Source organism: Leptolyngbya sp. 7M, from assembly GCF_018128485.1.
Window position 1 is genome coordinate 777,539 of the sequence record NZ_CP070897.1, and the last position, 14,233, is coordinate 791,771.

The 14,233-nt window shown below is 47.7% G+C and carries 15 protein-coding genes; 11 read left to right on the forward strand and 4 right to left on the reverse strand.

Annotated elements, in window-relative coordinates; genetic code table 11:
• The first annotated feature begins 64 nt into the window (after nucleotides 1–64).
• From JVX88_RS03655 to JVX88_RS03680, 6 genes are all read left to right on the forward strand, one after another.
• Nucleotides 65–448 carry a hypothetical protein gene (locus tag JVX88_RS03655; protein WP_211625843.1) on the forward strand — a complete coding sequence of 128 codons (384 nt, stop codon included), beginning with the start codon at nucleotides 65–67 and terminating at the stop codon, nucleotides 446–448.
• A 38-nt stretch (nucleotides 449–486) separates the two neighbouring features.
• The gene (locus JVX88_RS03660) at nucleotides 487–2,127 is read left to right on the forward strand and encodes a DUF445 family protein (protein ID WP_211625845.1); all 1,641 of its coding nucleotides are present in this window, start codon (nucleotides 487–489) and stop codon (nucleotides 2,125–2,127) included.
• A 50-nt stretch (nucleotides 2,128–2,177) separates the two neighbouring features.
• A complete protein-coding gene (locus tag JVX88_RS03665; protein ID WP_211625847.1) occupies nucleotides 2,178–2,417 on the forward strand; it encodes a hypothetical protein in 240 nt (79 codons plus the stop codon).
• A complete protein-coding gene (locus tag JVX88_RS03670; protein ID WP_211625849.1) occupies nucleotides 2,401–3,030 on the forward strand; it encodes a nuclear transport factor 2 family protein in 630 nt (209 codons plus the stop codon). Before JVX88_RS03665 ends, JVX88_RS03670 begins: the two co-directional genes overlap by 17 nt.
• Before the next feature lie 89 nt (nucleotides 3,031–3,119).
• Nucleotides 3,120–3,833, forward strand: a complete 714-nt coding sequence (locus JVX88_RS03675) for a head GIN domain-containing protein (protein WP_211625850.1) — start codon at nucleotides 3,120–3,122, stop codon at nucleotides 3,831–3,833.
• A 120-nt stretch (nucleotides 3,834–3,953) separates the two neighbouring features.
• Entirely contained in the window at nucleotides 3,954–4,412 is a 459-nt protein-coding gene (locus JVX88_RS03680; RefSeq protein ID WP_211625851.1) for a hypothetical protein, read from the forward strand.
• A 9-nt stretch (nucleotides 4,413–4,421) separates the two neighbouring features.
• Here JVX88_RS03680 and JVX88_RS03685 read toward each other — a convergent pair whose 3' ends face one another.
• Nucleotides 4,422–4,847, reverse strand: coding sequence for a nuclease A inhibitor family protein (locus JVX88_RS03685; protein WP_211625852.1), 426 nt, complete (start codon nucleotides 4,845–4,847; stop codon nucleotides 4,422–4,424).
• Between the two features lie 449 nt (nucleotides 4,848–5,296).
• Between JVX88_RS03685 and dnaA the strand changes: the two genes are divergently transcribed.
• The 5 genes from dnaA (at nucleotide 5,297) to JVX88_RS03710 (ending at nucleotide 10,884) form a co-directional block, all read left to right on the forward strand.
• Complete coding sequence (gene dnaA, locus JVX88_RS03690; RefSeq protein ID WP_211625853.1) at nucleotides 5,297–6,727, forward strand: chromosomal replication initiator protein DnaA; 1,431 nt, start codon at nucleotides 5,297–5,299, stop codon at nucleotides 6,725–6,727.
• 366 nt (nucleotides 6,728–7,093) lie between these two features.
• Entirely contained in the window at nucleotides 7,094–8,299 is a 1,206-nt protein-coding gene (gene dnaN, locus JVX88_RS03695) for a DNA polymerase III subunit beta (RefSeq protein ID WP_211625854.1), read from the forward strand.
• Nucleotides 8,300–8,412: 113 nt separating this feature from the next.
• Entirely contained in the window at nucleotides 8,413–8,844 is a 432-nt protein-coding gene (locus JVX88_RS03700) for a disulfide bond formation protein B (RefSeq protein WP_211625855.1), read from the forward strand.
• A gap of 17 nt (nucleotides 8,845–8,861) precedes the next feature.
• On the forward strand, nucleotides 8,862–9,539 hold the full coding sequence (locus JVX88_RS03705; protein WP_211625857.1) for a DsbA family protein: 678 nt from the start codon (nucleotides 8,862–8,864) through the stop codon (nucleotides 9,537–9,539).
• A 73-nt stretch (nucleotides 9,540–9,612) separates the two neighbouring features.
• On the forward strand, nucleotides 9,613–10,884 hold the full coding sequence (locus JVX88_RS03710; protein ID WP_211625859.1) for a beta-ketoacyl-[acyl-carrier-protein] synthase family protein: 1,272 nt from the start codon (nucleotides 9,613–9,615) through the stop codon (nucleotides 10,882–10,884).
• An 80-nt stretch (nucleotides 10,885–10,964) separates the two neighbouring features.
• On the opposite strand, the gene JVX88_RS03715 is transcribed toward JVX88_RS03710, so the two are convergent.
• The 3 genes from JVX88_RS03715 to JVX88_RS03725 form a co-directional block, all read right to left on the reverse strand.
• The gene (locus tag JVX88_RS03715; protein WP_211625861.1) at nucleotides 10,965–11,225 is read right to left on the reverse strand and encodes a hypothetical protein; all 261 of its coding nucleotides are present in this window, start codon (nucleotides 11,223–11,225) and stop codon (nucleotides 10,965–10,967) included.
• A gap of 278 nt (nucleotides 11,226–11,503) precedes the next feature.
• The gene (locus JVX88_RS03720; RefSeq protein WP_211625863.1) at nucleotides 11,504–13,537 is read right to left on the reverse strand and encodes a peptidoglycan D,D-transpeptidase FtsI family protein; all 2,034 of its coding nucleotides are present in this window, start codon (nucleotides 13,535–13,537) and stop codon (nucleotides 11,504–11,506) included.
• An 18-nt stretch (nucleotides 13,538–13,555) separates the two neighbouring features.
• Complete coding sequence (locus JVX88_RS03725) at nucleotides 13,556–14,227, reverse strand: hypothetical protein (protein WP_211625865.1); 672 nt, start codon at nucleotides 14,225–14,227, stop codon at nucleotides 13,556–13,558.
• Between the last annotated feature and the right edge of the window lie 6 nt (nucleotides 14,228–14,233).

Genomic DNA, 14,233 nt, shown 5'->3' on the forward strand with positions numbered 1-14,233 from the left:
TTGATCTCTTCAGAACCCCTTGCTCGCTTTTCCACTTTCACGGTTTTGTCGTAACTTTAACACTATGAGTTTCACGCTTCACGATATGGGCCAGGAAAGCTATCAATTCAGTGCCAACGTATGGAACTGGAAAGCCTTGCTGGAGATCATTAAAGGAATGGACGTTCTTAGCGAAGGGAAGGTCCGTCAGATGGGTTACAACGCGATGGGTGTAAAGGTCGAGCAGGATGACGCTCGCCTGATCGGCGCAAAACTTCGTGACGAGATCCTGCCAAAACTTGAGCCGAACAAGCGGATGTTCTCTGATGGCACCGTTACCGACGAACCTGATGACGGTACGATCTATAAAGATGAGGACGAACAGTGGAAGAATTATTTCGTAACTTACCTTTGGGTCAAGGATCTGTCTGATTTCTGCCTTCGGTCGAAAGGCTTTCAGATATTCTGATCTGGTGATCCGGTATCGTATAACGTTCGTTCGAATACATGGAATTTTTTAACGAACTAGCAAATAGCATCGCCCCATGGTTCAAGGACATTCGTGTCCAGGTGCTTTTGCTTGTTGTTTTTGCGACCGTTCATGGTTGGCTGGCTGCGTGGCTGGCGGTGCGGATGCTTTTCCGGCCACGAAGGCCGTTCAAGGTCTTTGGAATAACTTTGTTTCCGCAAGGAATGATACCGCGCCACCGCGACCGGCTGGCGAACGCTATCGGCAAGGCCGTCGGCGAAGAGCTTGTCTCGCAGGAAACTATAATGGACGAACTGGTCGGCAAAGATTTCCTGCGGACAAAGATTCGCGGCGTCATTGATTCCTACACGCAGGACCTTTTGGCCCAAAATTATCCTTCTTTGGTAGAAACGCTTCCGCCAAATCTTCGTGGGCCGGTCCTTGATGCCATCTCGTCGCTTCAATTCACCGTTGCCAAGCATATCGAGCGCGTTCTTCAAAATGAAGAGACACGGTCGGCGATCAGTTCTTTTGTTGAGCGACGAGTTGATGAGGTGCTTTCCAGAAGGGTATCGGCAGTTATCGACGACGATGCATACGAAAAGCTTCTTGGATTCATCGAAAGCCGGATCCGCAAGGCGATCGACTCCCCCGAAATTGAGAAAAATATCCGTGAATTCGTAAACCGCCGCATTGACGATCTTGTTACCGCGAACACGCCCATAGGCGAGATGTTCACCGCCGAAGCCGTAGAACTGTTAAAGGAAAAAGCCGCCGAACAGATCACGCCGATAACGCATCATTTGACCGAGATCGCAGCTGAGGAACGAACTCGTTCGCAGATCGGAGCACTGATCAAGAAAGAGGTGCATCAGTATTACGAAAATCTCCCGTTCTTCAAAAAGATATTTGTTTCAAGAGAGAATCTTTTGAAAGAGGTGGATGATTTGGTCAACGAGAGCCTGCCGAAGCGGATCGAAGAAACGCTTAAAGGTGATGTATTTGCCGCAGAGGCCGGTTCATTTATAGATCGTTCGATCGATAATGCGATGCGCAGGCCGCTCATCGAACTGCTCGGAAAGATCGATCCCGAACAGCTTTCAAGATTCAAGGAACAGGTCGCCTCAGCAATTTTTAAGCTTCTTCGCGGTCCTGAAATGGAGCGTTCGATCTCCGGTTACGTTAAGGATCTGCTTGAAAAGCTGCGGCCTCATAGTATCGATTCTATCCTTAGGACCGTCCATCCGGAATCAGAAGCAAAGTTGAAAGATATGCTTTCGCGTGGCCTGCTCGCGATCATCGCCGGTGAAAACACCTCTCGGCTGGTAAACGATATGCTTTCAAAACAGATCGAAAGCCTGCTTGCCGCACCTATCGGAAGACTTTCGGACAAAATTGAAGAGGAGAAACTGGTCTCTGCCAGCGAGACCTTTGCCGATACCATCATTGCCGCTATCCGTGAAAAACTGCCTGAGGCTATAAAGGAATTTGATGTTGGTGGTGTTGTTCGCGAGAAGATCAAGAATTATCCGGTGGAAAAATTGGAAGCTCTTGTGCTTTCCGTCGCAAAAGAACACCTTCGCACGATCGAACTTTTCGGCGCGGGCTTTGGGCTTGCGATTGGCATCGTCCAAGGTGCCTTGCTTTATTTCCGCGAGATGCTCCAGCTCTCACAATAAATCTAACGCCATATGTGTGGTATCATCCTCGACCGACAAGGAGAATTAAGATGCTTACATTGGAAGTAGGAAGTCCCGTTACCTGCGGTATTTGCCGCAGGGAAACCTCGGTCCATTTCGTTACGGAACGCGAAGGCGGCATGGCATACGACCTTGACTGCAAACACCGAAATGCGGTCTGCCCGAACTGTGATGTGCTTGTCCGTGACGATAGCGAGACGATATTTGCCGTCAAACCCCTTTGCCGTACTTGCAGTCCGGAGGCATTTGAAGATGAAGACGAAGATTAGGCAGATTCTTTTGTTGGCGTTCGCGGCTATTTTGTTACCTGCTTCCGGATACGCTCAATCCGCACCGGATGCCGCCGAACTTACACGCCTTTTGAATGAATTTCTTGAAGGGGCCGGGCGGAACGATGCCGCGATCCACGACCGCTTCTGGGCAAATGATCTGATATACACTCGAGGTGTTGGCCAGCGTATAGATAAGGCCGAATTGATGAAAGGTGTTCGCTCTGCCCCGGCAAGGAAGCCGGACGATCCCGTAACAACATATTCGGCTGAAGACGTGATGATACGACAATATGGAAATGCGGCGGTGGTCGCGTTTCGGTTGGTCGGGATCACCACAAGATCCAACGGTGAAAGGACAGTTTCCAATCACCTAAATACTGGCACGTTCTTTAAACGTGATGGCCGTTGGCAAGCCGTCGCCTGGCAAGCAACTCCGGTTCCGGATCCGGCAGCAAAACCAACCGCAACGTCAAATAGGACCGCGAATTCAGCCGCAGAGGCTTCGAGATCTTCAGACGGTCGCACATATCAAAAAGGCCCCCGCGGAGGGTGTTTTTACACAAACACCAACGGAAAAAAGGTCTATGTAAACAAAGAACTTTGTAATTGAGCCTCTGACCTACAACGAAATAATCCGAACTTTCTAACCTGTTTCCTCGTTTGCTCTCATCAGCAGATACTTTTCCTCGGAGGGAACAGATGAAAAAGGTCGGAATCATAATCTTCATAGCGGCTTTGGTGATCGGTGTTGTGGTCGCAAATGTATTTTCGTTCGGAAGCATCAGGGCAGAGAACTTAAAGCCTAGTTTTCTTAGTTTCTCTTTCAAGAGCGGTATCAAGGGTTCGGGCAATATCGTTACCGAAAACCGTGAGTTACGCGATTTCAAATCAATCGACGTTAGCAGCATCTTTGATATTGAGATAGCCTCGCAAAAAGACTTCAGCGTTCAGATAGATGCGGACGACAATCTACTTCAATACATCAAGACTGAGGTAAATGACGGAGTTCTTGGTATCTCCCTAGAAAAGCGTGTGCATACGAGCGGTCCTATAAAGATCCGTATCGGGGCACCGGATATTGAAAAGATCGAGGCTTCCGGAGCCGTAAAGGTCAGCCTGGTCGATCTCAATAACAGTTTGTTAACGGTTGATTCAAGCGGTGCTTCTCGTATTATCGTGAGAGGCAAGACCGCAAGACTTAATGTTGATGTAAGCGGTGCCTCAAAGATAGAAGCGGAGGAGTTGGTCGCTGAAAATGCGTTGGTTGATTCAAGTGGTGCAAGCAAGGTGAGGGTAAATGTCCTTGGCGAACTCACCGCGGATGCTTCGGGTGCAAGTAGCGTTTCCTACGTTGGAACGCCCGCAAATGTTATTAAAAAGACTTCCGGAGCCGGCAAAGTTTTCTCTAAATAAAAAGTTTTCTCTAAATAATTGGTTAGTATTGATGAATCCGGGTCGTCGCCTGACGAAAAGGCTGCGGCCCTTTACTTTTTAGATCTTTGACTGGTATAGAATGACCTCTAGAAATACGAAATGGAAAGTGCAAGATCATTTATCTTTCTTGGAGCCGTCGCTTTGTTGGCGGTCGCGGTAATTGCGTTGGTGCTTTTTAGGGCTAATCCGCCGGTCGAAACTAACTCGAACATTCAACCCAAACGAGAATTTACGTTTGGGAGCTTTATTCAGGGATCACAGCTCGTGCCAAAAGGAGAATTGCTCGCGTTCAAATTCGAGCTGAACAGAAAAACCACTCTTCGCGGAAATTTCTCAACACCAAAAAACGATGTACGCATCAACTGTCTTATAGTTACCGCTGACGACCTGGCGGCAATGAAGGAACGGCAGGAATTCAAACCGCTGATCGAAACCGGGATCGTTCCCAAAGGCGAGATCACGCGTCAGTTCGGACCAGGCGAGTATTATGTTGTATTCGACAACCGGAACGGCGAGAAAGATCTGCCTTTGACCGATGTTGATTTCTCAGTAAATTGAAGATGCTCATCACGTCTCGACAGCTCGTGTCCTGATACCTACGATCTCGCCGGAATTTTTGTCTTCCCCAATTGCGTAAATGTCTATCCGTATCTGCCCTATACGAAACACTGTTGGATCCAATAGCCTGCGAGAGAATATCTTTCCTAGTTGTTCAAACCGCCTCGCTGTTTCCTTTTGATCCTTAGTGTACCAATCTTTTTGTTCAGAGAGCCGCTTGAAAAATGCCGGGGCATCCTGTTGATCTATCTTTGTGTTTTTTGGAAGTTGAAGTTGATAGACAAGCTGCTTTGCGGAAATTTCCGACATTCTTTCTCCGACAAAAAGTTCTACCGGCGCGTCCGTCTCACTGACGTAAATAAGCCCCTTGCAAAGTTTTGCTATTTCGAGAGAGGCGGAGTCGTTTTCCACCTCATCTTTTTCTTTCGTGCACATAAAATTTTCCTTAAAAATTTAACATCATTTCGGGTGAAAATTCGTCAAAAAATTGCTTGCTTTAGGGTCTATTCTCGCTCCAAATCATTGATAAAAAAAGTAGTTGAAGGGAATTTTTCTTGGGCCGTATTTTCTGTGGATTTTGGTTTGCAATGGCCAGTTGTATGTGCTAATCTGACACCCGTTTTCGTTTGAATAACCCTTGTAAAGCATTGAAAATAAATAACTTAAAGTTACACTTTAAGTGTCTTGTTTATTTCCACAGCCTTGTGGAAAAAGCTGTGGGAAATTTTCACTGGAGCGGAATTACTTCCCGCCGAAACCTGTGAATTTCAAACGAATTACAGTCGCAGAATGTTGTGAAAAACTTTAGTCTGAGACACAGCAGATCCGAGCATTTCTCGGCAGATAAATTTAATAGTTGTTAACACCTGTTTCGGAGACCTATAGTGGAAACTCTCGATACCAAAACAGACATTTGGAAAGATATTCTGGCGGTTGTAGAAACGCGCCTTAACAAGCATATTTTTGATTCTTGGTTCCGTCCAATAATATTTGACGGCATCGATGACAAAGAAAGAAAGCTTATGCTTCGAGCGGGCGACATCACGCGGGACTGGGTGTCGAAATACTACCTAGAATTACTTCATCACATAATGCGCGATCAAGGGCTTGAAGGTTATGCCATTGAATGGATCATCGAAAAATCCGATGCAACAGAGAGCAAGTTCTCGGATACAGATGAGAGCGTTGCGGATGCGTCAAACAGTGATGTTCTTGAAGACGCTCAGTCGCTCCCATTCAAGCCAATGTTCGGTCGCTCCCAATCGCCAAATTTTGTCGATATCGAGCCAGTCGATAATTCGCTGAATCCAAAATACACCTTTGAGAAGTTCGTCGTCGGTTCCAGCAACCAATTCGCCCACGCAGCGGCGATGGGGGCGGCGGATATTCCCGGAAAAACATACAATCCGTTATTCATTTATGGCGGTACGGGACTTGGTAAGACACATCTGATGCATGCGATCGGACACGCGATAAAGCAGCGCAATCGGCATATGCGTGTTTCTTATATCACAAGCGAAAAGTTCATGAATGAGCTTATCAATGCGATCCGCTTTGATAAAACAGACAGCTTTCGCGAAAAGTATCGTTCGATAGATGTGCTCTTAATGGACGACGTCCAATTCTTTGCCGGCAAGGAACGCACGCAGGACGAATTTTTTCATACTTTCAATACGCTTCATAATGATCAGAAACAGATCGTTATCACGAGCGATTGCCCGCCGCGCGAGATACCCACGCTTGAAGAGCGTCTGCATTCGCGTTTTGAATGGGGTCTTATTGCCGATATTGAACCGCCGGACCTTGAGACAAAGGTTGCTATCCTAAAACGAAAAGCCGATCTTGACGGAATAGATCTTCCTGATGAGATAGCTATATTTATAGCGAGCAAGATCAAGAGCAACGTCCGCGAGCTTGAAGGCTCTCTTGTAAGGCTGGTCGCGATCGCCAGCCTTCGCGGGGTTCCTATCTCCAAGATGCTTGCACAGGACGCGTTAAAGAACATAATAGATTCTGAACGGCCCGAAGGATTGACGATGGAGCGAATTGCACGGATCGTGGCTTCGCATTACAATCTTACCGTCGAAGAAATGAAATCGAAGAACAACAGTCGGGCGGTCGCAATGCCTCGCCAGGTTGCTATGTATCTTTGCAAACGGCTAACAAAACACAGCTTTCCTGAGATAGGCCGAGAGTTTGGAGGTAAGCACCACACCACTGTAATGCACTCGGTCGACAAGATAGATTCATTAACTAGAGAAGACCGCGTTTTCCACAATAAGATAAGCGAACTCATCGACCTTATATGCCGATAAATAAAGGAGTTTTTGCAAAAATGGAAAAAGAGGATTTCCACATACGGTTCAGAGACGTTGCCTCTGTAAGTCTATTATTTGCAGCACTTGATAATAATTTTCCACATTTCCTCAACAACGGGCCGTTAGAGCCTGAGGATAGCAGTGGAAAAAACCGACGAGAAAAGGTTTTCAACACTTTAAGAGCTTTTTCCACAAGTTTTCCACAACACCGTGCGGAAACTAAACACTAATAAAAAAGGTAATTTTAAGGCCTTTTACACATTTTCACAGTGCCTACTATAACTACTAAATAAATAATTAAATTATTTAGAAGTTAATATAAGCAGACAGACAGGAAAAGATATACCGGGAGCAGTAATTGAAATGGAATTCACGATCAAGCAGAGTGTTCTGAAAGAAGAACTTGGTTATATCCAAGGAGTGGTCGAAAAGAAAAGCACGATACCGGTGCTTTCAAACATTCTGATCGAATCGATCGGTGAAACATCGATCCGGATTGTTGGGACCGATCTTGACGTTACCATTCGCTGTGATGCTGAGGCCGAGATAAAAACACCAGGTGCCATGTGTGTTCAGGCCCGCAAACTGTTCGACATCGTCCGGACCCTGGACGATGGTGATGTCTATTTCAAAAAGGAAGACAATGAGTGGGTCCGGATGAAAGCCGGTCGTGCGAATTTTCGATTGGCCGGTGTCAACCGTGAGCAATATCCGGAGACCCCTATCTTTAAATCTGCACCGCTGAAGCTTTCGTCAGATGTGTTCAGTTATTTTGTGCAGAATACTGCCTTTGCGATTACAAATGAACAAAGCCGCTTTACGCTTTCCGGTGCAAAGTTCATCATTGCGGACGGCGTGGCCAAAATGGTTACAACGGACGGCCACAGACTTGCATATGTTGAAAAGGCAATAAATGGCGATGAAGCATCGAGCATTGATACGCTGATACCTAAGAAAGCATTGCTTGAGCTTGTGAGGATCGCCCGCGTCAGCGGTGGAGATGTTCAGTTCGGCGAAGACCAGAATCACATTTATTTCGAGACTGATGGCCGTTTGCTAATAACTCGAAAACTTTCGGGGAATTTTCCGAACTATGAAATGGTGATGCCTAAGGACAACGATCGATCTGTCGAATTCGATCTTGCGGATATGCGTGCGGCAGTCCGACGCATTTCATTGATGTCCGACGAAAGGAATCGTTCTATTCGTTTGACTGTTCGTGAAGGAGAAGTTGAGTTAACTGCTCAATCAAGTGAGGAAGGCGAGGGCGTTGAGGTGATCCCGGCTGATTATAAAGGCGAGGAAGTTACAATCGGCTTTAATCATCAATATCTGCTTGAATTTCTTAACAATGTGGGTTCAACAGAACTCGTTGCCTCTTCCGCTGAACAAGTTTCCGATACAGGGAATTCTGACGGAACCAATGCTGGAACCGCTCGGGCAAAAGAGCCCGCATCTCCTAAACGCATCTTGTTTGAATTCAAAGATTCAAACGCTGCAACACAGATGCGGATCGCAGGTGAGACGGGATACGATTATCGCTATATCGTTATGCCTCTAAGGATCTGAGGGTTCCTTTAATAGTTGTGCTTGAAAGATCGCGGTTCGGTTTGGATTACCGGCCGCGTTTCTTTTCAGAGTAAATTTTCTGTCGTATGGCGGACATGGTTTAATATTAAGAGATGAACGCAGAAGGCAAAGGAAACAGGTTCAACGACCTGCTTCCATATCTAATGTGGACCTTAGCACTTGCGGCAACAGGCGGCAGCCTTTTCTTTTCGGAGATAATGGAGCTTCCTCCTTGCGTTCTCTGCTGGTATCAGCGAATAACGATGTATCCGCTAGTTGTTATAATTGCAGTTGGTATCATATTGTGTGACGGAAAATGGAAGTGGTACGCATTTCCGCTCGCTTTAATTGGGCTTGGTGTGGCCGTTTACCACAATTTGCTTTATTACGGGATCATTCCCGATAGCCTGACGCCGTGCACGGAAGGGATCTCATGCACCTCGCGCCAGATCGAGTGGTTGGGATTCATAACCATTCCATTGATGTCCTTGGTCTCATTTATAATGATAAGCATAGGTTTGATCATTTATCGGCCTCAGAAATAAGGATCAAAGTTCTAATAATGAAGAAAGAAGTAAAGACTCTTGCTGCTATCGCCATCGTGGCCGTGATACTTGGGATCGTTGGTATTATGGCTTATCGGAGCTCAGAGACAACGAAGGCTCCTCCAGTTCAGAGACCCGACAACACCGAAAAACTTGTTCGGCCGGACAGCTATACCCTCGGGCCAGCGGATGCAAAGGTTACTGTCGTAGAGTTCCTCGATCCTGAATGCGAAGCATGCGCGGCGTTTGCCCCCTCGGTCAAGAAGATCGTCGGAGAGTTTCCGCAAGTGAGGTTCGTTTTTCGTTATATGCCCTTTCATAGAAATGCGAAGCTTGCGGCCACGTATATGGAAGCTGCAGGTGAACAAGGCAAATATTTTGAAATGATGGATATTATGTTCCGCAAGCAGTCAGAATGGGGTGAGATACACGGAGCGGCACCACCACCGAACCGCCCTGAAGCGAATGTTACATTCGAAAAGTTTGCGCAGGAAATAGGCTTGGATATGCAGCGGCTTAAAAACTCATTGGCTGACCCAAAACACGCTGCAAAGGCAGACCGTGATATGTCCGACGGCCGAGCTCTAGGGGTACGTGCAACACCGACCTTCTTTGTGAACGGCCGCCAAATGACACGACTGGATGAAGGAAACCTACGTTCCATGATCAACGAGGAGATAAGGAAAGGGCAATAGTTTGGATGGAAGTTTCAAAGAGCCCTATCTGATCAAATAATTCTTCCATTATCGTAAGCTCCGCCGCAGCCGAATGCTAAACCAACTAAAGACTCCGCGACGGGTAGTTATCACCGGTTTCGGCTGTGTAACTCCCATCGGCATCGGGAAAGATGAGTTTTGGAAGTCGCTAAGTTTGGGCAAAAGCGGCACCCGGCTGATAACATCATTCGATCCAACACCGTTCAAGGTTCAGATCGCTGCCGAGATACCGGAATTCGATTGGAGAGCGGAGCTTGCTGCCAAGGACCGGCAGCACGTTCCGAGAACGGTTCCGCTTGCCATTGCCGCATCACGTGAAGCAATGGCGGACAGCCACCTGCTCGCTGATGAACTTACGGCAGAAGAGCGTGGCAATTTCGGGGTTGTGTTAGGTACCGGCGGCGGCGGACTATCTTTCACGGAAAAGCAGTTCGGTTTTTGGTTTTCCGGCAATGCAGGAAAAGGAAGTATTTATACGATACCTGCATCTACACATGGCGGCCTCTCATCAGAACTTTCGATGTTCTTCGGTCTTCACGGGCTCTCTCACGTCGTTTCAACCGGATGTACCTCTTCCACTGATGCCATCTTTTATGCTGCGCAGCACATCGCTTTTGGGCGTCAAGATCGAATGCTCGCGGGAGGAGTAGATTCACCTATTTCGCCCGGTATTTTGAAAGGTTTTGAGGTAATGGGTGTTTGTACAAAGGAATGGAACGCAGAACCGGAGCGTGCAAGCCGGCCTTTTTCAGCGGATCGATCGGGAATGGTGATCGGTGAAGGGGCATGGATATTTGTAATTGAAGAATTAGAGGCGGCTTTACAACGCGGTGCGAAAGTATATGCAGAGATAATCGGATACGGATCTACCTGCGATGCATACCACCGTGTACGTCTGGAAGAGAACGGCGTTGAGCCGGCAAGGGCGATGAAACTTGCAATGGATGATGCCGGCATTACTCCGCAAGACATCGATTACGTAAATCTTCACGGAACCTCGACCCTCCTGAACGATCGAATAGAAACGAAAGCCATAAAAGCAGCATTCGGGGAATATGCCTACAAAATACCGATGTCCGCCACCAAATCACAGATCGGCCATCCTCAGGGTGCGGCAGGCGCGGCAGGTGTCGCAGCAACATTGTTTGCGATCAACGGTTCAGTTGTGCCACCGACGATCAATCTTGACCTAGCGGATGCTGAATGCGACCTGGATTACGTTCCGAATTTTCCTCGCGAACACTCTGTTCGAATTGCACTTTGCAACTGCATTGGCTTCGGCTCAAAAAACTCTGCGCTGATCCTAAGATCAATTGAGCCATAAGGAAAAAGTGCGGCCTTATTGGTCGGCCGCACTCGGTAGGTATATAAATGGATGGTTATTAGGACAGGAATTTCGGCAAATTACCGGAGCGCGTCCGGTTTTACCGACGGAGGATAATAAAAGGGTCCAAAGCTCTTAAAGCTCTGGGTATTAAAATTCTTTCTGGCACCGCATTCCAAACAGGCGCGATAAGAAACATTCTTAACGGTAATAGGCCGGCCAAGCCGTTTGTGCCAACAGCCGAACAGCTTTCCAAAAATGCCGATCTTGGTACCGAGAGCCGACTCACGCCGTTGCCTGGTTTTAGTCAACAAATTGTTTTCTAGTACTTGCTGCATCATCCTATTTACCTCCCCACATCTGCTAAATGATGTACCTTGATACACTATATAGAACGAATAACGGGGAAAGTTTTGCAGTTATTTGATGTATGTACCTGCAAACTGGTTTGTTCGATTTTCAAACTCATTCCCGTGCTTTTCTTTCGCTTATCGCAGTTATTCGCTAGAATCATCCAAAAAGATTCGGGCAGATATCCGAGGTCCTCTATGGAAATAAGACGCATAAGGCATATCACCTGCGCAGACTGCGTTCATGTATTCGATCGCTTTCTCAAGTTTCAAGTTCTGTTCTTTGGCTTCTCCTTATTGGGTTCGATCGGAACTGAATTGTTCCGCTTTTCATCCGGTCTGACCGGAGCTTTGCGTGGCTTTTCAAGCGACGGCTTCGTCAGCTCGATCTTTGTCTCCTTCTTCTCGGAGATCATAGGATCTCTTTTCGGCTTCTCGTTAATTGCCTCAATTTCCCTAGTCTCTCTTGATTCTGCAAAACTCTCACCCAGCGATTCACCGTTGCCTACCGATTCATCTATCTCTTCTCCATTGAATACGGCGACCATTCCATCGCTATCAGGAGCAACCTTCAATTCCGGAAGCACGTTCTCCGCTATCTCCTGAAAGACCGGGGCGGCAACATCCCCTCCATTTCGACCGCCAATGCGTGGCTCATCGATCATAACAGCGATGGTTATACGGGGGTTATCTGCAGGTGCATAGCCAATGAATGAAGATACGTATTTTGACGAACTGACCCGCTTGATTGCCGGATCATACTTCCAAGCCGTTCCGGTTTTTCCGGCGGTGGTATAGCCGGCGACCTGCGCTTTTTTGCCCGTTCCCGAAACAACTACCTGTCGCAGCATACGGCGCAGTCCTGCCGCTGCCTCATCGCTGATGACCCTGGTTTTTTCGGGTTTTGTAACGGAGATCACCGTATCGTCGGAGCGCTTGATCTCTTTGATTATTCGCGGACTGACCCGCACGCCATTGTTTGCTATCGTCGCAAAAGCAGTTGCCATTTGCAACGGTGAAACGCCTATTTCGTAGCCGATCGACATCGAAGCTAGCGAATCACCAAACCAACGTTCCGGAGGACGAAGCATCCCGCCGGTTTCGGCAGGCAGTTCGACGCCTGTCGGCTGGCCGAAACCAAATTTCCGCACCATATCATAGTAGTTCTCTCGTCCTACACGAAGCCCCGTTTTGATAGCGCAAACATTGCTCGAAACTGCCATCGCCTTTATGAAATTTATCCGGCCGAGTGCTTTTGAATCCTTGAAGCGATGACGGGCAACCTCAATAGTTCCATTGCCGGTATCGATCTCTGCCTCCGGAATTATCAGACCGCGATCCAAAGCCGCTCCATAAGTAACGAGTTTGAAGACTGAACCCGGCGAATAAAAGCTTTGGACCGAGTTGTTCCTTAGATTCTCGGCATTGATACCTTTGAGGTCGTTCGGATCAAATGTTGGGTGGTTCGCCATCGCAAGTATTTCGCCGGTTGCATGATCAAGAACGACTGCCATCCCCGACTTAGCACTTGAAGCTGAAACCGCTCTCTTCAGCGCCTCTTCAGCCTTGTACTGAATAGAGGAGCTGATCGTTAAGACCACATTGCCCGGCTCTTCCTGTTCTGAGACACGTTCATCATATATCCTGCCAAGTCGGTCGCGCTCCTGAACTTTCTTTATTACTGCACCATACAAAACATCATTTTGCGATTGTTCGATCCCTGCCTGGCCAACGCCTTCTGCATTGCTAAAACCGACAACGTGTGCAGCTACTGTTCCTTGCGGATAACTTCGTGTCTGGTCCTCACGCCAATAAAGCCCTTCAAACCTTGGAAGATCAGCCTTTTTTATACTTGGATCTTCTAACATCCTGTTTATACGCTGGACGTCATCGTCATTTAGGTTTTTTGCAAGCGGTACGAATTTTCGCTCAGCATCTTTTGCTTCTTTTAATTGAGTTTCGACCGCGCCGGCTTTGACATTTATCGCTTTCGCGATCGCCTTGGCGGCTTGGGAAACATTCTCGATCTTCGTCGGATCAGCAAATAGTGTCCGCGTCTTGATACTCATCGCCAATGCCCTGCCATTGCGGTCATAAATAGTACCGCGGGGCATTCGAGTCTTCTTAATATCAACACGTTGCTTGATCGCCCGGTCGCGGAGCCAGCTATGCTCATTTACCTGAAGATGCACAAGCCGGGCGCTGATACCTCCAAACCAGATCACCAGGATCGCCACGATAAACATGAATCTCGTAAATGCGATCTGATTCAAATTCTGCTTCTTTCTAGTTCTTCGAACCATATTCGGGATCCGATCTAGTTAAAACTTCTCGCTTCTGACCACCATTGAACTTTTTGTTGAAGCCGCTGAGATCACAGTTCTTCGAATACCGCTATCCGAAGATGAGCTCGACCCACCGCGTACTTCGGCGATCCTTGGCCGAATGTCCTCTGATACAATGGTCCGCCCCGTTTCGGGCTTTTCAGTTTTCGCAGCTTTGACGTCTATTTCTTTGGCAGGTTTGGGACTCGAGACCGCTAATGCCGGTTTTACAGATACCCTCGACTGTGCGGACGGGTTTTGTGATTCACCGGTTACGGAAGGTGTTACTGCTCTGCGGGATACTGGCTCCCGTAATACTCCTTGGAGCTCACTTGTTGTGCTGACGCCGATCGTGCCGGAGTTCGTCAGCAATGCTGCCTCCTGAAATCCAAGAGAGCGAGCGGTTCTCTTGATCACAGCCGGAGACAAAGCCAGTTCGCGCTCAAGTTCAAGGCGACGCTTTTCATCGTTCAGCTCCTGAAGCTGACTTCGAAGCTTCGCATTCGCGATGCCGAGCTGCATAGATGCGAAATGTCTCGTTGCAGCAAAGAACAAACCCGTCGAGATTATTGCTGCACCGGCTATTGCCAGCAACAACAAGCCCCAAGGAAAAGAGCTTGTTTCAATTTGTCCTGCCGTTCGATTTCGATTTACGTTTCGTCGCTTCATTTTATT

What these genes read in the sequence shown, in the direction of transcription:
- JVX88_RS03720 (WP_211625863.1), bottom strand. Translation starts at nt 13,537, where the DNA reads ATGGTTCGAAGAACTAGAAAGAAGCAGAATTTGAATCAGATCGCATTT.
- JVX88_RS03665 (WP_211625847.1), top strand. Translation starts at nt 2,178, where the DNA reads ATGCTTACATTGGAAGTAGGAAGTCCCGTTACCTGCGGTATTTGCCGC.
- JVX88_RS03675 (WP_211625850.1), top strand. Translation starts at nt 3,120, where the DNA reads ATGAAAAAGGTCGGAATCATAATCTTCATAGCGGCTTTGGTGATCGGT.
- dnaN (WP_211625854.1), top strand. Translation starts at nt 7,094, where the DNA reads ATGGAATTCACGATCAAGCAGAGTGTTCTGAAAGAAGAACTTGGTTAT.
- JVX88_RS03725 (WP_211625865.1), bottom strand. Translation starts at nt 14,227, where the DNA reads ATGAAGCGACGAAACGTAAATCGAAATCGAACGGCAGGACAAATTGAA.
- JVX88_RS03660 (WP_211625845.1), top strand. Translation starts at nt 487, where the DNA reads ATGGAATTTTTTAACGAACTAGCAAATAGCATCGCCCCATGGTTCAAG.
- JVX88_RS03715 (WP_211625861.1), bottom strand. Translation starts at nt 11,225, where the DNA reads ATGATGCAGCAAGTACTAGAAAACAATTTGTTGACTAAAACCAGGCAA.
- JVX88_RS03705 (WP_211625857.1), top strand. Translation starts at nt 8,862, where the DNA reads ATGAAGAAAGAAGTAAAGACTCTTGCTGCTATCGCCATCGTGGCCGTG.
- JVX88_RS03655 (WP_211625843.1), top strand. Translation starts at nt 65, where the DNA reads ATGAGTTTCACGCTTCACGATATGGGCCAGGAAAGCTATCAATTCAGT.
- JVX88_RS03700 (WP_211625855.1), top strand. Translation starts at nt 8,413, where the DNA reads ATGAACGCAGAAGGCAAAGGAAACAGGTTCAACGACCTGCTTCCATAT.
- JVX88_RS03685 (WP_211625852.1), bottom strand. Translation starts at nt 4,847, where the DNA reads ATGTGCACGAAAGAAAAAGATGAGGTGGAAAACGACTCCGCCTCTCTC.
- JVX88_RS03680 (WP_211625851.1), top strand. Translation starts at nt 3,954, where the DNA reads ATGGAAAGTGCAAGATCATTTATCTTTCTTGGAGCCGTCGCTTTGTTG.
- JVX88_RS03710 (WP_211625859.1), top strand. Translation starts at nt 9,613, where the DNA reads ATGCTAAACCAACTAAAGACTCCGCGACGGGTAGTTATCACCGGTTTC.
- JVX88_RS03670 (WP_211625849.1), top strand. Translation starts at nt 2,401, where the DNA reads ATGAAGACGAAGATTAGGCAGATTCTTTTGTTGGCGTTCGCGGCTATT.